Source organism: Paraburkholderia sp. RL18-101-BIB-B (assembly GCF_046026985.1).
Lineage (GTDB): Bacteria > Pseudomonadota > Gammaproteobacteria > Burkholderiales > Burkholderiaceae > Paraburkholderia.
Genome location: NZ_JARESV010000004.1, coordinates 222,854 through 241,504 on the forward strand (window position 1 = coordinate 222,854; position 18,651 = coordinate 241,504).

Consider the following 18,651-nt stretch of genomic DNA (forward strand, 5'->3'; position numbering starts at 1 on the left):
GCCACCGTCCGACGAGAGCCCAACTTGACTACCCACATGCCCGCTTCGGCCCGAGCCACGGCCCCGGGCTCTCCGACGAGAGCCGACGGCCGCGCGTCGTTTCAAAAGGCGCGCCGCCGTGTATCGGTGCAGGCGCTTTTGCTCGCGCTGCCGCTGATCGTGTTTCTGCTTTCGACGTTCATCGCGCCGATCGCGCTCCTGCTCGCGCGCAGCGTGCAGAATCACGAAGTGCCCGACAGCATGCCCGCGCTCACGCGCGCGCTCGTTGCATGGGACGGGCGCGGCGTGCCCGACGAGCGCATGTTCGCCCTGCTCGCTGCGGGGCTCAAGGAGGCGCAGCAAAACGGGCAGCTCGGCACGGTCGCGCGGCGGCTGAACTTCGATCAGGCCGAGTTCCGTAGCCTGTTGATGCGCACCGCGCGCCAGTTGCCCGCCGATGCGCCGCCCGTGTGGAAACCGGCGCTCATTGAACTTGACGCACGCTGGAATTCGCCGGAGATCTGGCGCTTGCTGAAGCGCGCCGCCACGTCGCCGACGCCGGACTATCTGCTCGCGGCCGTCGATGCGCAAGTGACACCGCAAGGCTCAGTGGCGTTCGTGCCGGACAACGCTTCCGTCTATCGGCAGGCGTTCGTGCGCACGATCTCGATTAGCGCCACGGTCACGCTGCTGTGCCTTGTGTTCGGCTATCCGGTCGCATGGCTGCTCGCGAACCTGCCCGCGAAAAGCAGCAACCGCCTGATGCTCTTTGTGATCGTACCGTTCTGGACCTCGGTGCTCGTGCGCACGACCGCTTGGTATGTTTTGCTGCAACCGGGCGGCGTCATCAACAGCCTGCTGATGGGGCTCGGGCTCACCACGCATCCGCTGCCGCTCATCTTCAACCGCGCGGGCGTGCTCATCGGCATGACGCATGTGCTCTTGCCCTACATGATTCTCGCGATCTATTCGGTGATGAAGAGCGTATCGCCCGTGTATGTGCGGGCCGCGCAATCGCTTGGTGCGCACCCGTTCACCGCGTTCGTGCGGATCTACATGCCGCAGACGCTGCCGGGCGTGGGAGCAGGCTGCTTCCTCGTGTTCGTGCTCGCGCTCGGCTACTACATCACGCCCGCGCTGCTAGGCGGCGCAGGCGACGAGATGATCAGCCAGCTCATCGCGATACAGACCAACACGCAACTCAACTGGGGCCTTGCCGGTGCGCTCTCGGCCTATCTCGTGATCTTCACGGCGATCTTCTATTTCCTGTTCAACCGCATCGTCGGTATCGACCGCTTGCGCTTCGGTTGAAACTCGGTTGAAACATGCGGACACGACGAGGGAACGACATGCAAGATCAACGCAACAAGGTGCTGACGGAACGCATCGCCGCGCGCTGGGTGCGGCTGCATACAGCGCTTGTGCTGTTTTTCCTGATTGCGCCGATTCTCGCGATCATCCCGCTCTCGTTCAATTCGGGCTCGTATTTCTCCTACCCGTTGCAGGGCTTTTCGCTGCGCTGGTATGAGCAGGCGCTCACGAGCGCGGGCTGGCAACGATCGCTCCTGAACAGCATCGGCATCGGCGCGGCATCGACGCTGATCGCCACATGTCTCGGCACGCTCGCCGCGCTGGGCATTTCGCGCACGCAGTTTCCGCTGCGCTCGCTGATCATGCCGATCATCATCTCGCCGATGATCGTACCGATCGTCGTCGTCGCCGCAGGCTTCTATCTGATCTTCGCACCGCTCGGCCTGGTGAACTCGTATCCCGGCGTGGTCCTGGCGCATGCGGCGCTCGGCACGCCATTCGTCGTGATCACCGTGACCGCGTCACTGCTTTCGTTCGATCAGAGTCTGTTGCGCGCCGCTTCGGGGCTCGGCGCGACGCCGTGGGTCACATTCAGGCGCGTGACCTTGCCGCTCATCACGCCGGCGGTCGCGACCGGCAGCGTCTTCGCTTTCGCGACCTCGTTCGACGAGGTCATCGTCATTCTGTTTATCGGCGGCCCGGATCAAACCACCGTGCCGCGGCAGATGTGGAGCGGTATTCGCGACTCGATCGACCCGTCGATCCTCGCCGTGGCGACGATGCTGATCGTGTTCGCCGTGCTGCTCTTCGCGAGCATTAACTGGCTGCGCGGCCGCACGGCCGCTGCCAGCAAAGCGCTCGTCTGATGCATCGAGGCCGCCTGGGGCCAAGCTGATGCAAGCTTCAATTCGCGAGCGGGCCACGTTCTCGGGCAGGGTTTGTGTACCCCCGCCTCAGTGTCGAAAATGCAGGTTCGCCACATACTTTATTTTCACAGCTGCTGTAATCCACCCGACCGTCTAGTCCGGCTGGCCGTCAGGCCAGCGCCGCGCCGCTTTGTGGCTCGGTGTTTTCGCCCGCACATTTACTTGACATCTAAACTATCTACGCCTAAATTATCTCCATCAGCAGCGTTCACATATGGGGAACAAGCATGCGCATCGTTTGCATTGGTGGCGGCCCGGCCGGTCTGTACTTCGGCCTCTTGATGAAGAGCCGGAACCCGGCCTACGATGTCACGGTGGTCGAGCGCAACCGCCCGTACGACACCTTCGGCTGGGGCGTCGTCTTCTCCGACCAGACACTCGGCAATCTGCGCGCCGCCGACGCCCCCAGCGCCGACGCGATCCTCGACGCCTTCAATCACTGGGACGACATCGAGATCAATTTCCGCGGCCGGCAAATCCGTTCATCGGGTCACGGCTTCTGCGGCATCGGCCGTAAGCGTCTGCTGAATATCCTGCAAGCGCGCTGCGAGGAACTCGGCGTCAAGCTGGTTTTCGAAACCCAGGTCACGGACGACAGCGTCTACGAGGCCGACCTGATCATCGCTTGCGACGGCGCCAACAGCGCGGTCCGTCAAAAGTACGCGGCCACCTATCGCCCCTCCGTCGACATGCGCGATTGCCGCTTCGTCTGGCTCGGCACCAAAAAACTCTTCGACGCCTTCACCTTCGCTTTCGAAGAAACCGAGTTCGGCTGGTTCCAGGCGCACGCCTATCGTTTCGACGATCAGACCTCCACGTTCATTGTCGAAACGCCGGAGCGCGTGTGGCGCGCCGCCGGCCTCGACGAAATGAGCAAGGAAGACAGCATTGCCTTCTGCGAAAAGCTGTTCGCGAAGTATCTGGACGGCAACCCCTTGTTGTCGAACGCGGCGCATTTGCGTGGCTCGTCGCAATGGATTCGCTTCCCGCGCGTCGTCAACGAGGAATGGGTGCATTGGCGCAGCAACGCGGACGGCACGCAAACGCCGGTCGTCCTCATGGGCGACGCCGCGCATACCGCTCACTTCTCGATCGGCTCGGGCACCAAGCTCGCGCTCGAAGATTCGATCGAACTCGCCAACAGCATGGGCGCGCATCCGGGTGACCTCGCCGCCGCGCTGAAGCATTACACCGACGTGCGCAGCATCGACGTATTGCGCATTCAAAACGCGGCGCGCAATTCGACGGAATGGTTCGAGCATGTCGACCGCTACACGTCGTTCGAGCCGGAACAGTTCGCTTATTCGCTGCTCACGCGCTCGCAGCGTATTTCTCACGAAAATTTGCGTGAACGTGATGCGCAGTACCTGTCCGTCTTCGAAGACTGGCTCGCCCAGCGCTCCGGCGTGAATCGCGCGCCGGAGAAGCACTCCGTCCCGCCCATGTTCACGCCCTTCACGCTGCGCGGCGTCACGCTGAAAAACCGCGTGGTGGTGTCGCCCATGGCGCAATACTCGGCCGTCGACGGCATTGCGGGCGACTATCACCTGATGCATCTCGGCGCCCGCGCGATGGGCGGCGCAGGGCTCGTCATGACGGAAATGACCTGCGTCTCGCCCGAAGCGCGCATTACGCCCGCGTGTCCGGGCATGTACGCGCCCGAGCATCTCACCGCGTGGAAGCGCATCGTCGATCTCGTGCATCGTCAGTCGGATGCGAAGATCGGCATTCAGCTCGGCCATTCCGGCGCGAAAGGCTCGACACGTGTCTCGTGGGAAGGCATCGATCAGCCACTCACGGAAGGCAACTGGCCGCTCATCTCGGCATCGCCGCAGCAATATCTGCGTGGCGTCAGCCAGCATTCGCGCGAAGCCACGCAAGACGAGTTGCGTGAAATCGAAGCGCAGTTCGTCCGCGCCACGCAAATGTCGGTGGAAGCGGGTTTCGACTGGCTCGAATTGCATTGCGCGCACGGCTATTTCCTGTCGAGCTTTCTGTCGCCACTGACCAATCATCGCACCGACGAATACGGCGGCTCGCTGGAAAATCGTCTGCGCTACCCGTTGCAGGTTTTCGAGGCGATCCGCGCGGTCTGGCCGCAAGGCAAGCCAATTTCCGTGCGCATTTCCGCGAACGATTGGGTCGAAGGCGGCACAACGCCCGACGACGCAGTCAAGATCGCTCAAGCCTTCAAGGCCGCCGGCGCCGACATGATCGATGTATCGTCGGGCCAGGTCAGCAAAGAAGAAAAACCGGTATTCGGCCGCATGTTCCAGACGCCGTTCGCCGACCGGGTGCGCAACGAAGCCGGCATTGCGACCATCGCGGTCGGCGCGATCTCCGAAGCGGATCACGTGAACAGCATCATCGCGGCAGGCCGTGCGGATCTGTGCGCGATTGCTCGCCCGCATCTGGCGAATCCTTCGTGGACGTTGAACGAAGCGGCCAAGATCGGCTATTTCGATGTGATGTGGCCGAAGCCCTACACGGCGGCGAAGTCCCAACTGGAACGCAACCTCGAACGCGAGCGTGCTCAAGCCGCCGCGAACGCCGGTCTGTCGCCGCAAGAACGCGCGCAACGCGCTGAAGGAACCGTGTGAACACGCTCAATTCCACCCTCGCGGGACAGCACGCGGTCGTCACCGGTGGCGGCAGCGGCATCGGCGCGGCAGTCGCGGAAAGCTTGCTGCGCGCCGGCGCGCGCGTGACCTTGATGGGCCGCAATGCGGAACGTCTCGACATGCAGCGCGAAAAGTGCCGCGCGCTGGGCGACGTGGCGTGCATCAGCGTCGACGTCACGCAGGAAGACTCCGTCGCGAACGCGTTTCATGAGGCTGGCGCAGTCGACATCCTCGTCAACAACGCGGGTCAGGCGCAAGCCGCGCCGTTCACACACACCGACACGGCGCTCTGGCAGCGCATGCTGGACGTGAACCTCACCGGCGTCTTTCTCGGCACGCGCGCGGTATTGCCCGGCATGCTCGAGCGCGGCCATGGACGCATCATCAACGTGGCCAGCACGGCGGGACAGATCGGCTACGCGTACGTCGCTGCCTATTGCGCCGCGAAACATGGCGTGATCGGTCTCACGCGTTCGCTCGCGTTGGAAGTCGCGACGAAAGGCATCACCGTGAACGCCGTGTGTCCAGGCTATACGGAAACGGAACTGCTGCACGCATCGCTTGAACAGATCACCAGCAAGACCTCGCGCACCGAACAACAAGCGCGCGAGACCCTGCTTCGCTCGAATCCGCAACATCGCTTCGTGAGTCCAGCACAGGTCGCCAATGCGGTGCTCTGGCTCTGCCAACCCGGCTCGGACGCCATCACGGGGCAATCCATTTCCATCTCTGGTGGAGAAGTGATGTGACCAAGTCATTGAACATCAAGAAGCCCGCGGCGGCGGCTGAAACGAAACCGCAGCGCAAAGGCGTCCCCAAACCCGCGGAGAACGTCGTGGACCTCGAAATGAGCACCGGCGCGGATAGTCACATGGGCTTGCGGCTATGGCTGCGCATGCTGACCACGACCAACCTCGTGCAAGCCGAATTGCGCAAGCGTCTGCGCAACGAATTCGATACCACGTTGCCGCGTTTCGATCTGATGGCCCAATTAGAGCGACATCCTGAAGGCCTGAAAATGACCGAACTGTCGCGCCGTTTGATGGTGACGGGCGGCAACATCACCGGCATTACGGATCAGCTTGAAAAAGAAGGACTGGTCTTGCGCGACAACGATCCGAACGACCGCCGCTCGATCAGCGTGTGTCTGACACCGGCGGGTCGCAAGGCGTTCGACAAGATGGCGGTCGCGCACGAGCAATGGGTAGTCGAACTGTTCGGCGGTTTGAGCCTCGATGAAAAATCGCGCACCCATCAACGCCTCGGCAAACTCAAGCAACATCTGCTCGACAGTCTGAAAGACTGATCGGCATCGAAACGAGCGGACATAGGAGACATTCATGACACGATCCAACGCCGATGCCCTGCTGGCCGGCAATCGCCTCACGCTAGCCGGCTACGAAGCGCGGCACTTCGGCTGGTCGGTCGCCGACAAGGTCGCGACGATCACGCTGAACCGCCCGGAGCGCAAGAATCCGCTGACTTTCGAGTCGTATGCCGAGTTGCGCGATCTGTTCCGGCAATTGACCTATGCGACCGACGTCAAGGCAGTGGTGATTCACGGCGCCGGCGACAACTTCTGTTCCGGCGGCGACGTGCACGACATCATAGCGCCGCTGATTGATCTGCCGATGCCGGAACTGCTGCTCTTCACGCGCATGACCGGCGATCTGGTCAAAGCCATGCGCCATTGCCCACAACCGGTGATTGCGGCCGTCGACGGCGTCTGCGCCGGCGCCGGTGCGATTCTCGCGATGTCGTCCGACATGCGGCTCGGCACCGCGCGCAGCAAGCTCGCTTTCCTGTTCTCACGCGTCGGTCTCGCGGGCTGCGATATGGGCGCTTGCGCGATTCTGCCGCGCATCATCGGCCAGGGGCGCGCCGCCGAATTGCTCTTCACCGGACGCTCGGCAAGCGGCGACGAAGGCCACGCATGGGGCTTCTACAACCGGCTGTGCGAACCCGCAGCGCTCCTTGAAGAAGCGCACAAGCTCGCCGCCGACCTCGTCGCCGGTCCGACTTTCGCGCACGGCATCACGAAGAAGATGCTGCATCAGGAATGGAGCATGAGCATCGACGAAGCGATCGAGTCCGAGGCGCAAGCCCAAGCGATCTGCATGAGCACACGCGATTTCGAGCGCGCCTACAGTGCGTTTGCCGCGAAGTCGCGTCCGGTGTTCGAAGGAGACTGAGTTGAGCGCCAACACCGAACTGGATCTGCATAGCGCGCTGGCGTGGCCGTTCTTCGAGCCGCGTCATCGCGAACTGGCCGCGGGCATCGAAGCATGGTGCCGCGAGAACCTCTCGCACGAAGACCACAAGGACGTGGATGCGACCTGCCGTCATCTGGTGCGTGAACTCGGCGCCGCGGGCTGGCTGAAGTACGGCGTGGGCGGCGTTGCGTACGGCGGCCACGGCGATACGATCGATACGCGCGCCGTTTGCCTGCTGCGCGAAACGCTGGCCAAACACTCGGGACTCGCGGACTTCGCTTTGGCGATGCAGGGGCTTGGTTCGGGCGCCATCTCGCTCGGCGGCACGCACGAACAGAAGACACGTTACCTGCCGCGCGTCGCCAACGGCACGGTCATCGCAGCGTTCGCGCTGTCCGAGCCTGAGGCGGGCTCAGACGTTGCCGCCATGGCGCTTTCCGCCCGCGAAGACGGCGACGCCTACGTGCTCGACGGCGACAAGACGTGGATCTCCAATGGCGGCATCGCCGATTTCTACGTGGTGTTCGCGAGAACCGGCGAAGCGCCGGGTGCGCGCGGCATTAGCGCATTTATTGTCGATGCGGAAACGCCGGGCCTGGAGATCGCCGAACGCATCGACGTGATCGCGCCGCATCCGCTCGCGCGCCTGCACTTTGCCGGCGCTCGCGTGCCGCGCAGCCAGATGCTCGGCGCGCCCGGTGAAGGGTTCAAGCTCGCCATGCGGACGCTGGATATTTTCCGCACTTCCGTGGCGGCCGCGTCGCTCGGGTTCGCGCGTCATGCAATGGCAGAAGGTCTCGCGCGTGCCGCGTCGCGCAAGATGTTCGGGCAGACGCTCGGCGATTTTCAACTGACGCAGGCCAAACTCGCGCAGATGGCCTTGACCATCGATAGCAGCGCGTTGCTGGTTTATCGCGCCGCGTGGTTGCGCGATCAAGGCGAAAACGTCACGCGTGAAGCCGCAATGGCGAAGTGGCACGCAAGCGAAGGCGCACAACAGGTGATCGACGCCGCGGTGCAACTCTACGGCGGCATGGGCGTGCAAAGCGGTACGGCCGTCGAGATGTTGTATCGCGAGATTCGCGCGCTGCGCATTTACGAAGGCGCGACCGAAGTGCAGCAATTGATTGTTGGACGCGATCTGTTGAAAGCGCATGCTGCCGCGACTGCCGGAGCGAACCTCAAATGAGCGCGTCTTTCGAACGGCCCGTACGCATCCGCTTCTCGCACTGCGATCCGGCGGGCATCGTGTTCTTTCCGCAATATCTGGTGATGACCAACGCGCTGGTCGAAGACTGGTTCAACGAAGGCCTGCATATCGATTACGCGCACATGATCTCGCAACGCCGCCTCGGCTTGCCGATCGTCAAACTCGACTGCGAGTTTTCGCGGCCGAGCCAGATGGGCGAAACGATCACGCTGACACTTAATGTTGCGGCGATCGGGCGGCGCTCGATCAGCATCGAGATCGTCGGCCATTGCAACGGCGAAACCCGTTTCCGCGCGAAACAGGTGCTCGTCACGACGTCGCTCGAACGCGGCACATCCATCGACATTCCCGCCGACATCGCGAGCGCGCTCGCGGCGTTCGCTCCAAAGCCCGACTCCATTGAGGCGCATCGCTCATGAAAAAAGCTCTTCTTCCCGCCGGCTGGGTCAAGCCGCGTGGCTACGCGAACGGCGTCGCGGCAAACGGTACGCAAGTGTTCATTGCCGGCCAGATCGGCTGGGACGAACAGGCGCGTTTCCAGACGACCGACTTCGCCGCGCAAGCCATCCAGGCGCTCAAGAATGTGCTCGCCGTATTGCACGAAGCGGGCGGCAAGCCCGAGCACCTGGTGCGATTGACGTGGTACGTCACCGACAAACGCGAGTACCTCGCTTCGTTGAAAGACATCGGCCGCGCGTTTCGCGAGCTGATCGGCGACTACGACATCGCGATGAGCGCGGTGCAGGTCGTCGCGCTGATTGAAGACGAAGCGAAAGTCGAAATCGAAGGAACCGCTGTGGTCCCGCAGTAACGCACACGCGAAAAAGTCCACGAAACCACCAAGCCAACCGAAGCGCATTTAGCCGGCTCAACGCCCGGGAGACCATGATGGAACCGTCAGCACACGTCGATACCTTCGCGCGCGACAATCTTCCGCCGCAGGATCAATGGCCCGTCTTTCTGCTCGACAACCCCGACGTCGCGTACCCGGCGCGCTTGAACTGCGCGACGGAATTGCTCGATAGAACCATCGATGCAGGCCACCGCGATCATCCCGCGATCTGGTCCGATGTCGACGGCACACCACGCGCCACCACTTACGGTGAACTGCTGGCGCTCGTGAATCGCAGCGCGCACGTGCTGGTCGACGAAATGGGACTGCAGCCCGGCAACCGCGTTTTACTACGCGGTCCGAACACGCTGCACATGGCCGTGACCGCGCTCGCGGCGCTGAAAGTCGGACTCGTCGTGGTGCCGACCATGCCGCTACTGCGAGCCAAGGAACTGAAGCAGATCATCGAAAAAGCGCAGGTCGGCGCGGCGTTGTGCGACGCTCGCCTGACCGCCGAACTGGCACGCTGCACCGATCCAGAAGACGAGTTCTATTGCGCGGGTCTGAAGCAAACGCGACTCTTCCACGACGACGCCGCCGATTCGCTCGATACGCTCGCGATCAACAAGCCCGACCACTTCACCGCGTGCGACACCGCCGCCGACGACGTTTGCCTGATCGCCTTCACCAGCGGCACGACCGGCGCGCCGAAAGGCTGCATGCACTTTCATCGCGATGTCGTGGCCATGTGCGATCTGTTCCCGCGCCACGTGCTCAAGCCCACATCGAGCGATATTTTTTGCGGCACGCCGCCGCTCGCGTTCACGTTCGGGCTCGGCGGCCTGCTGTGTTTTCCGTTGCGATTTGGCGCCTCCACGGTGTTGATCGAGAAGCTCACGCCCGAGACGTTGCTGCAGACCGTCGAGCGTTTTCACGCGACTGTCATGTTCACCGCGCCGACTTTCTATCGGCAAATGGCGCCGCTGGTTGCGCACCACGACGTCTCTTCGCTGAAGAAAACCGTGTCGGCGGGTGAAGCATTGCCGGATTCGACGCGGCGTCTGTGGCGCGACGCGACCGGCATCGACATGATCGACGGCATCGGCGGCACCGAGTTGATCCACATCTTCATTTCGGCGCAAGGCGACGAGATTCGCCCGAACGCCATCGGCCGCGCGGTGCCGGGTTACGTCGTGCAGGCCGTGGATGACGACATGCGACCGGTCGCGCCCGGCACGATCGGCAAACTCGCGGTGCGCGGCCCGACCGGCTGCCGCTATCTCGCCGACGAGCGGCAGAAGAAGTTCGTGCGCGACGGCTGGAACCTGCCCGGGGATTCCGTCTATCTCGACGAAGACGGCTACGTGTTCTACCAGGCACGCGCCGACGACATGATCGTCTCCGCCGGCTACAACATCTCCGGCCCCGAAGTGGAGAGCGTCCTGCTGCAACACGACGCGGTGTCCGAATGCGGCGTGATAGGTGTGCCGGACGAAACCCGCGGACAGATCGTCAAAGCGTTCGTCGTGGTCAATCCCGGTCACGAGCGCGACGACAAATTGGTCGCGCAACTGCAGGATTTCGTGAAAAATAGCGTGGCGCCGTACAAATATCCACGCGTCATCGTTTTCGTCGATTCACTGCCGCGCACCGAAACCGGCAAGCTCAAACGCTTCGAGTTGCGTACGATGGCCTAGCCCACATTTGTCGATCAACGATCGACACAGGAGACACACCGCATGGCCGCCTCTTTCATCGAAGTCGTCGCCCAGGATGGCGGCCGTTTCAATGCGTACGTCGCGCGCCCCGCGCAAGGGTCGGGGCCGGGACTCGTGCTCCTGCAGGAAATTTTCGGCATCAACGACACCATGAAGGCGACGGCGGACCGCTTCGCTGAGGAAGGTTATGTGGTGCTGGTGCCGGATCTGTTCTGGCGGATCAAACCGGGCATCGTGCTCGGATATGGCGAAGCCGACATGAAACAGGCGCTCGCCTATCTCGGCCAGTTCGACACGGACCTCGCGATCGACGATATCGCGGCCACCGTCGCCGCATTGCGCGCCATGCCCGAACAGGCCGGCAAGGTGGGCACAGTGGGTTACTGCCTCGGCGGCAAGCTCGCATTCCTGAGCGGCGCGCGAACCGATGTCGATTGCGCAGTCAGCTACTACGGCGTGGGCCTCGAAGCGTATCTGGACGAAGTGCCCGCGATTCGCTGCCCGATGGTGTTCCACTTCCCCGAAAACGACTCGCATTGTCCGCCGGAAACCCGCGAACGGATCAGCGCAGCGTTGCGCACGCGGCCGCAGATCGAGCAACACGTGTACCCCGGTTGCGATCATGCGTTTGCCGCGCCGTCGCGTCCGCAATACGACAAACCCGCCGCGATGATGGCGTATTCGCGCACGCTCGCGCTGCTGCGCAAGGTGCTGGGTCCGGTCTACGATCTCAACGCGCTGTGGGAAGCGCATTGCTACCACGAGTTCGCCACGCGTGACGTGGATGCGGTCATGCCGACCATGGTCGCGCAACCCTACGTCAATCACGTTCCGACCATGACCGGCGGAGTCGGTCATGACAACCTCAAGCGTTTCTATACGCATCACTTCGTCAACTCGAATCCTGTCGATACGAAGCTGATTCCGATTTCGCGCACCATCGGCGCGGATCGCATCGTCGACGAATTCATTTTCAGCTGCACGCATAGCTGCGAGATCGACTGGTTGCTGCCCGGCGTCGCGCCGACCGGTAAGTATTTCGAGGTGCCGATGCTCGCGGTCGTGTGTTTCCGCGGCGACAAGCTTTATAACGAGCACATCTATTGGGATCAGGCATCCGTGCTGGTGCAGGTGGGCTTGCTGAACCCAGAGGGGCTGCCTGTGGCCGGTATCGAAAGCGCGCGCAAGCTGCTCGACGAAACGCTGCCGTCGAATCAATTGATGGGCGGCAAATCACGCGTGTGAGGTGCGACTAGAGGCCCGCCTCTGCACAACAACCTTATGATGTGACACTCCATTGGCCACCGTCCCTCGACCCATGCTGACCGTCCATCATCTGAACAACTCGCGCTCGCAACGTGTGCTGTGGCTCCTCGAAGAACTCGGCGTTCCTTACGAGATCAAGCGTTACCAGCGCGATCCGAACACGATGCTCGCGCCGCCCGAGTTGCGCGCGGTGCATCCGCTCGGCAAGTCGCCCGTGATTACCGATGACGGCCAGACTGTCGCGGAGTCGGGCGCGATCATTGAGTATCTGATCGGCAAATACGGGCAGGGACGGTTTGCACCGGCGTCGGGCACGCCGGAGCGGCTGCGTTACACGTACTGGCTGCATTACGCGGAAGGTTCCGCGATGCCGCCGCTGCTGCTCAAGCTCGTGGCGCTGCGCATTGCCAGCGCGCCGATGCCGTTCTTCGCCAAGCCGATCGCGCGCAAGATTGCCGGCACGTTGCAGTCGAGCTTCATCGATCCGCAGTTGAAGCTGCACCTCGGCTACATCAACAAGGAACTGAGCGCGACCGGCTGGTTCGTCGGTGACGATTTCACGGCGGCTGACGTGCAGATGAGCTTCCCGCTCGAAGCCGCCACGGCGCGCGGCGGCATGGAAGGCCAGATTCCGGCGGTGGTCGATTTCCTCAAGCGTATTCACGCGAGGCCGGCTTATCAGCGAGCGCTGGAGCGCGGCGGCAAGTACGAATTGCTCGGCGGCGATTGAGGTTTGCGCGGCCCTGGAAATCGTAGTTGTGGGTCCAAACCCGCGGGTGCTAGACTGAAAAATCCCATTGTCGTCAACGAGTTGACAACCGGTTGGACGGTGTTGCGGCCGGTTGCGTTTCTTTCGGCGCAGCGCCTGTTTCAGCGGCGGCGCGTCCGGCATCCGATAGACCGTGCCTAAGGAGCCGCCTGCATGACCCATTCCATCCACGGCAACAAACGCTGGCTCGCACTGATCGTGCTGTGCCTCGGCGTGCTCATGATCGTGCTCGATACGACGATCGTGAACGTTGCGCTGCCGTCCATTGCGGCGGATCTCGGTTTTACCGAGACATCGCTCGTGTGGGTGGTCAATGCGTATATGCTCACCTTCGGCGGTTGCCTGCTGCTTGGCGGGCGGCTCGGCGACCTGTATGGGCATCGCAAGCTGTTTCTTATCGGCATCACGTTGTTTACTCTGGCGTCGCTTGCTTGCGGCATTTCGAACTCGCAAGGGTTGCTGGTGTGCGCGCGGGCCGTTCAGGGCGTGGCGGGTGCCATCGTCTCGGCGGTTTCGTTGTCCCTCATCATGAATCTGTTCACAGAGCCCGGCGAGCGTGCCAAAGCGATGGGCGTGTATGGTTTCGTGTGCGCGGGTGGCGGCAGCATCGGCGTGTTGCTCGGCGGGCTGCTGACCAATCTGCTGAGCTGGCATTGGATCTTTCTCGTCAATCTGCCGATCGGTATTGCCGTGTACGCGCTGTGTGTCGCACTGTTGCCGTCCGCGCGCGGGCATGCGCACGGCGAGCGGCTCGATGTGGCCGGCGCGGTGTCTGTCACTGTTTCGCTGATGCTGGCGGTCTATGCGGTGGTGAATGGCAATGAGGCTGGCTGGACTTCGGCGCAGACGCTCGGTTTGCTGTTTGCCGCGTTGGCGCTGCTTGTCGTGTTCCTTGTGATCGAAGCGCGCGTTCAGCATCCATTGATGCCGCTTGGTCTGTTCCGCTTGCGCAATGTGGCGACGGCGAATGTGGTCGGCGTGTTGTGGGCGGCGGCGATGTTTGCCTGGTTCTTCATCTCTGCGCTGTATTTGCAGCGTGTGCTTGGCTATCGACCGTTGCAGGTCGGGCTTGCATTCCTGCCCGCCAATCTGATCATGGGGTTCTTTTCGCTCGGGCTGTCGGCGCGGGTGGTGATGCGCTTTGGTCTGCGGCTTCCGCTGGCCGTCGGTCTGCTGGTCGCGGCGTGCGGTCTTGCTTTGTTCGCTCGCGCGCCGGTGGGCGGCAGCTTTGTGCTCGATGTCATGCCCGGCATGATTCTGCTCGGCTTCGGCGCCGGTATCGCCTTCAATCCGATGCTGCTCGCCGCCATGAGCGATGTCGATCCGAGTGATTCGGGGCTCGCGTCGGGTATCGTCAATACGTCGTTCATGATGGGTGGCGCGCTTGGGCTTGCGGTGCTGGCGAGTCTTGCCGCGGCGCGGAGTGAGGCGATGCAGGCGTCTGGTGATGCGGTCGCGGCGCTGAACAGTGGGTATCACGTCGCGTTTTTGTTTGGGGCGATCTTTGCGGCAGTGGCGGGGGTGCTTGGGGGGCTGTTGTTGCGGCCGGGGCACGCGGTTGCGGCTGGGGCGCAGGAAGGGGCTCACGGTCACAACGTGACGGCAGCGGATGGACACTCCCCCGCCACGGGCAACAAAGCCGCGACCGAAAACTACTAAACGCCGCCCCCCCAAAACCGCAATCCCGATCAAACGCCCCGGATCGGCGCTCGCTAAGCTGGTTCCATGCTGACATGAGAGCCCATATGAACCCGGTTGGAAAAGCGCTGTGGTTTATCGAAAGCCACTTTGCCCACGAGTTGACGCTCGACGACATCGCCAACTGCGGATGCGTGTCGCGCTTTCACCTGGCGCGCGCCTTCGAAGCGGCCACGGGGTTTTCGGTGATGCGCTATGTGCGCGGGCGGCGCTTGAGCGAGGCGGCACGCCGTCTAGCGAGTGGTGCACCGGACATCCTCGCGGTCGCCATCGACGCCGGCTACGGTTCTCACGAGGCATTCACGCGCGCGTTTCGCGAGCAATTTGGGCTCACGCCCGACGCGCTGCGCGCGCGTGGCCATCTCGACAATCTCGCCCTCGTGGAGCCAATCAAAATGGACGAAACCCTGCTTACCCATCTCGAACCGCCGCGCTTTGAAGACGGCAAAGCGTTTCTTGTTGCGGGCTTGAGCGAGCGCTATACCAGCGAAACCTGCGCTGCAATTCCGTCGCAGTGGCAGCGCTTTGGTGACTACTTCGGCAAAGTGCCTGGGCAGATCGGCAATGTGGCGTATGGCGTCTGCTATAACGCTGACGATGCTGGCAACATTGACTATCTGTGCGGTGTCGAAGTCAGTGACTTTTCAGCATTGCCTGCTGAGTTGAGCCGCTTGCGGATTTCGCCGCAGCGGTATGCGGTGTTTAGCCATCGCGAACATATTTCGACTATCCGGCGTACCTGGAACACGACCTGGAATCAGTGGCTGCCGGCATCGGGACATATTCCTGCTGATGCGCCGAATTTTGAGCGGTATGACCAGAAGTTTGATCCTGTCAGTGGGATGGGCGGGCTTGAGATATGGTTGCCGTTGAAGAGCTGAGGAGCCTCCATTCTCGGTGCGGCGATGCGTGTGGCGGGTGCGTTTCCGGTGACATTGAATAATCACCTGCACAAACGCACGAAGCGCCAGATCTTCGCCATGTGCATTCTTGAATGAGAATGCACACATATCAATCGCGAGATTACCTTGCTCGCGCTGAACGTCTTGATCGAGGCGGCTCATCGCCTTCAACACACGCGTACCGTAGCCGCAGAAGCACCGGCCCCGCGCCTCCTATTGGCCATGCGTCACGGAAGTCCAGGTAGGCTTCGCTACGTCCTTTGGTTTGACCGAGTAACAACGAACCATGTGATCGCAGTAGTCGCACACCGTGTGAACGACAAGCGCACCACTCTCAAGTTTCTCGTTATCACGCGATTCGCCACGTCCCGGATGTCGTCAGGCAATCTGTCGTACTCGTTGCGCTTGAAATCAGGCGGTGGGGCAGCCTGAAAACCGGTCGCAAAATGCATCTCCGGTTGGACAGCGTCGACCGCCAAACCAAAGTTATCGGCTATTCCTGCCCGAGCGCGCTCTCGTACAGTTTTATCGGTCATGAAAATGCAATACACGTCCGATATGGTCGCGAATTCTTCAACCTTTCAAATACTTACCGTACCGTGAAAATAAAACTTTTAATTTCTGCGATTCTCGCAGCCGGTCTTAGTGCATGTGGCGGGGGCGATAATAGCAGCAGCACTGCTGGTGACAATGGCGGCAATGTAGCGCCTGTAGTAGATAGCAAAATTCCTACGCTTGCATTTGCCAATCCGCAAAGCACCTATGATTTGAATAGCTACACGCAGACAGCAATGTTTCCTCTGCAGTTCGCTACGACCGGCACCAATCTGCTGAATGCAGAGGCGTCCGGCGTGACCTATGACAAGGATACCGATTCGCTGTTTGTCATTGGCGACGGTGCGACCTCAGTGGTGCAGGTTGCAAAGAGCGATGGTCACGTTATCGATTCCATGACGCTCAATGCCGGCGACTTCGAGGACACTGAAGGCATCACCTATGTCGGTGGCGGCAAGTTCGTATTGGTGGAAGAGCGTCTCCGTCAAGTCGATCTGTTCACTTACGTTCCTGGTGGAATACTGCACAGAGCAGACGTACAGTCCGTCAAACTGGGGACGACGGTTGCCAACGTCGGTATTGAGGGTGTTACTTTCGATACCAAAACAGGTGGCTACATTGCCGTGCGCCAGTCGCAACCCACCATCATCTTCCAGGCCGCAATCAATTTTGCGAGCGGGTCGGCGACAGCATCGAACGGTACGCCCATCTTGCCGACGACAGACAATCCGCCGGTGCTGTTCGATGCGGCCGTGACGGGCCTTTCTGCGTTCAATGACGTTTTCTCGTTGTCGAATATCGTACCGAGCAGCGCTCCGGATTACGGCAACATCATCATCATCGGCGCGCCGGATGGCAAGATCGTCGAGATGGATCGTACCGGCAAGTTGCTGAGCAGCTTGTATATGAGTGCCACTGCTCAGAACGAGGGTGTGACGATGGGCCCGGACGGGACCATTTATGCGGTTGGTGAACAGGCCGCGGGGCCGAGCCTGCCAGGCCTGACCATCTTCAAGCCAACCACCAGCACAAACAATGTCGGCATTGGCAGCAACCTCTACCTGACGTTCGATCAATCGGTGAAGGCGGGTGCGGGTAATATCGTTCTCAGTAACGGCGCTGACGATACGCGGTCGATTCCCGTAACCGACGCATCGCAAGTGACGTTCAGCGGTAATGTGATGAAGATTCATCCGAAGTTCTACATGGTTGCCGGCACCACCTACCACATCACGTATCCAACGGGGGCGATCAAGACGGCAGCGGGGAACGACACCTCTGCCGTGTCCGACTTATCGACGTTCTCGTTCAAGGCGATTGGTACCGTTGACCACACAGCCCCGACATTGACCAGCACTGCGCCGGTCGATGGCGCGACAGGCATCATCGGCAACCACATGACACTGTCGTTCAGCGAAGTCGTGCAGGCCGGCACAGGTAACATTGTTATCAGCAACGGCTCTGATACGCGTAATGTGTCCGTTGACGACACGACCCAGGTCAAATTCAACGGCGGTCGGGTGAGCATCACCTTGACGACACCATTGCAGGATAGTTCTCGCTACACCGTGCAATTGGCCGGTGGCGTTATCACTGACCTGTATGGCAATGCGTATGCAGGCACGACGCAGAGCTTCACGACTGCAGCAGCAGGTGCGCCAGCGCCGACCGTGCTGATCTCGGAGGTGAACTCGAACGCAGACGGCGGTCAGGATTTCTTTGAAATCTATAACTATGGCAGCACGGCAATTGATCTGACCGGCTGGAAGTGGGGCGACAATCATGCTGACGTCAACGATGCCAACAATAGCGCGGCATTTGTGGCCGGTACGATGCTTGCACCGGGTGAACATCTGGTCGTTGTGCCGGGTGTGCCCGGAACGGACGAAAATACGTTCCGCACAACCTGGGGCCTCGCTGGCACGGTTCCGGTCGTTGCGATGTTGAACGTCAATAACGATGCAGCGAATCCGATCGGTTTGGGTAAAGGCGATGCGGTGGTCGTCTATGATGCGAACGGTAATGTCGCGGCTGCAATGAACTACGGCACACCGATCAATGCAGCGCAGGGAGACGGCACGACGAAAGCGATTCCAACGGCCTCGGGTGCAGATGCCAGCCTCGTTGCCGCCGGAAATCATGCTGGTGCCGTCTTCGCCGGTGGCAATGCGAAGGTTTCCGCAGTATGGGATACGGTTTCGACAACGACGCCAAACTATGTTGAGGCAGTGATTGGCGTGCACGGCGGCATAGCCGAACCGCTCAAACCTGCGTCGATTGGTTCGCCTGGACAGTAATTTCACGTCGCTTTGCGGCATGAGTATGGCGAAGAACCGTCCGACTATGTCGGGCGGTTTTTTTATGGTCTACGAGCCCGAACTCGCACCGAATGTCGGCTGCGGGGTGAATTGAATCACGCCCACGGAGGTCCGCTCGTGGGCGACCTGAGCCGAACGACGATGGGCGCAGTTCGACCCACAAGGGACAGTCACCTTTCCGGATAGCGGCCGCTCAGCTCGGCCGTGAAAACGCTGCGACGTAGATGGGAGTCCTCGGGTGGCAGTTGTAGAGTGCATTACGAGGTCACAACCGTATGCGATGGTCAATGCTTGTAGAGTCGTCGGGTGCTATCGCCTGCCGTCCGCCAGAGG

The 18,651-nt window shown here is 61.4% G+C and carries 15 protein-coding genes; all 15 read left to right on the forward strand.

Going from position 1 to position 18,651, the window contains the following annotated elements:
* Window positions 1–36 precede the first annotated feature (36 nt).
* Entirely contained in the window at window positions 37–1,290 is a 1,254-nt protein-coding gene (locus P0D73_RS09370) for an ABC transporter permease (RefSeq protein WP_408431306.1), read from the forward strand.
* Between the two features lie 38 nt (window positions 1,291–1,328).
* Window positions 1,329–2,156, forward strand: a complete 828-nt coding sequence (locus tag P0D73_RS09375; RefSeq protein WP_132379104.1) for an ABC transporter permease — start codon at window positions 1,329–1,331, stop codon at window positions 2,154–2,156.
* A 287-nt stretch (window positions 2,157–2,443) separates the two neighbouring features.
* A complete protein-coding gene (locus tag P0D73_RS09380; protein WP_408431053.1) occupies window positions 2,444–4,816 on the forward strand; it encodes a bifunctional salicylyl-CoA 5-hydroxylase/oxidoreductase in 2,373 nt (790 codons plus the stop codon).
* Complete coding sequence (locus P0D73_RS09385; protein ID WP_408431055.1) at window positions 4,813–5,586, forward strand: SDR family NAD(P)-dependent oxidoreductase; 774 nt, start codon at window positions 4,813–4,815, stop codon at window positions 5,584–5,586. Before P0D73_RS09380 ends, P0D73_RS09385 begins: the two co-directional genes overlap by 4 nt.
* The gene (locus P0D73_RS09390; RefSeq protein WP_408177394.1) at window positions 5,583–6,143 is read left to right on the forward strand and encodes a MarR family winged helix-turn-helix transcriptional regulator; all 561 of its coding nucleotides are present in this window, start codon (window positions 5,583–5,585) and stop codon (window positions 6,141–6,143) included. Before P0D73_RS09385 ends, P0D73_RS09390 begins: the two co-directional genes overlap by 4 nt.
* A gap of 34 nt (window positions 6,144–6,177) precedes the next feature.
* Complete coding sequence (locus P0D73_RS09395) at window positions 6,178–7,029, forward strand: enoyl-CoA hydratase family protein (RefSeq protein ID WP_310817080.1); 852 nt, start codon at window positions 6,178–6,180, stop codon at window positions 7,027–7,029.
* A 1-nt stretch (window position 7,030) separates the two neighbouring features.
* On the forward strand, window positions 7,031–8,239 hold the full coding sequence (locus P0D73_RS09400) for an acyl-CoA dehydrogenase family protein (RefSeq protein ID WP_408431059.1): 1,209 nt from the start codon (window positions 7,031–7,033) through the stop codon (window positions 8,237–8,239).
* Window positions 8,236–8,679 (forward strand): acyl-CoA thioesterase, encoded by a 444-nt coding sequence (locus tag P0D73_RS09405; RefSeq protein WP_408177396.1) that lies wholly within the window; start codon window positions 8,236–8,238, stop codon window positions 8,677–8,679. Before P0D73_RS09400 ends, P0D73_RS09405 begins: the two co-directional genes overlap by 4 nt.
* A complete protein-coding gene (locus P0D73_RS09410) occupies window positions 8,676–9,071 on the forward strand; it encodes a RidA family protein (RefSeq protein WP_408177397.1) in 396 nt (131 codons plus the stop codon). Before P0D73_RS09405 ends, P0D73_RS09410 begins: the two co-directional genes overlap by 4 nt.
* Before the next feature lie 77 nt (window positions 9,072–9,148).
* Window positions 9,149–10,789 (forward strand): AMP-binding protein, encoded by a 1,641-nt coding sequence (locus P0D73_RS09415; protein ID WP_408286262.1) that lies wholly within the window; start codon window positions 9,149–9,151, stop codon window positions 10,787–10,789.
* A 42-nt stretch (window positions 10,790–10,831) separates the two neighbouring features.
* Window positions 10,832–12,055 (forward strand): dienelactone hydrolase family protein, encoded by a 1,224-nt coding sequence (locus P0D73_RS09420; protein ID WP_408286260.1) that lies wholly within the window; start codon window positions 10,832–10,834, stop codon window positions 12,053–12,055.
* 73 nt (window positions 12,056–12,128) lie between these two features.
* Window positions 12,129–12,806, forward strand: coding sequence for a glutathione S-transferase (locus tag P0D73_RS09425; protein ID WP_408431062.1), 678 nt, complete (start codon window positions 12,129–12,131; stop codon window positions 12,804–12,806).
* A gap of 192 nt (window positions 12,807–12,998) precedes the next feature.
* The gene (locus P0D73_RS09430; protein WP_408286257.1) at window positions 12,999–14,504 is read left to right on the forward strand and encodes a DHA2 family efflux MFS transporter permease subunit; all 1,506 of its coding nucleotides are present in this window, start codon (window positions 12,999–13,001) and stop codon (window positions 14,502–14,504) included.
* 86 nt (window positions 14,505–14,590) lie between these two features.
* Window positions 14,591–15,424 (forward strand): AraC family transcriptional regulator, encoded by an 834-nt coding sequence (locus P0D73_RS09435; RefSeq protein ID WP_408431065.1) that lies wholly within the window; start codon window positions 14,591–14,593, stop codon window positions 15,422–15,424.
* Window positions 15,425–15,903: 479 nt separating this feature from the next.
* Complete coding sequence (locus tag P0D73_RS09440) at window positions 15,904–18,297, forward strand: SdiA-regulated domain-containing protein (protein ID WP_408431067.1); 2,394 nt, start codon at window positions 15,904–15,906, stop codon at window positions 18,295–18,297.
* Window positions 18,298–18,651: the final 354 nt, after the last annotated feature.

What these genes read in the sequence shown, in the direction of transcription:
- P0D73_RS09410 (WP_408177397.1), top strand. Translation starts at nt 8,676, where the DNA reads ATGAAAAAAGCTCTTCTTCCCGCCGGCTGGGTCAAGCCGCGTGGCTAC.
- P0D73_RS09425 (WP_408431062.1), top strand. Translation starts at nt 12,129, where the DNA reads ATGCTGACCGTCCATCATCTGAACAACTCGCGCTCGCAACGTGTGCTG.
- P0D73_RS09395 (WP_310817080.1), top strand. Translation starts at nt 6,178, where the DNA reads ATGACACGATCCAACGCCGATGCCCTGCTGGCCGGCAATCGCCTCACG.
- P0D73_RS09380 (WP_408431053.1), top strand. Translation starts at nt 2,444, where the DNA reads ATGCGCATCGTTTGCATTGGTGGCGGCCCGGCCGGTCTGTACTTCGGC.
- P0D73_RS09405 (WP_408177396.1), top strand. Translation starts at nt 8,236, where the DNA reads ATGAGCGCGTCTTTCGAACGGCCCGTACGCATCCGCTTCTCGCACTGC.
- P0D73_RS09435 (WP_408431065.1), top strand. Translation starts at nt 14,591, where the DNA reads ATGAACCCGGTTGGAAAAGCGCTGTGGTTTATCGAAAGCCACTTTGCC.
- P0D73_RS09415 (WP_408286262.1), top strand. Translation starts at nt 9,149, where the DNA reads ATGGAACCGTCAGCACACGTCGATACCTTCGCGCGCGACAATCTTCCG.
- P0D73_RS09370 (WP_408431306.1), top strand. Translation starts at nt 37, where the DNA reads ATGCCCGCTTCGGCCCGAGCCACGGCCCCGGGCTCTCCGACGAGAGCC.
- P0D73_RS09430 (WP_408286257.1), top strand. Translation starts at nt 12,999, where the DNA reads ATGACCCATTCCATCCACGGCAACAAACGCTGGCTCGCACTGATCGTG.
- P0D73_RS09375 (WP_132379104.1), top strand. Translation starts at nt 1,329, where the DNA reads ATGCAAGATCAACGCAACAAGGTGCTGACGGAACGCATCGCCGCGCGC.
- P0D73_RS09420 (WP_408286260.1), top strand. Translation starts at nt 10,832, where the DNA reads ATGGCCGCCTCTTTCATCGAAGTCGTCGCCCAGGATGGCGGCCGTTTC.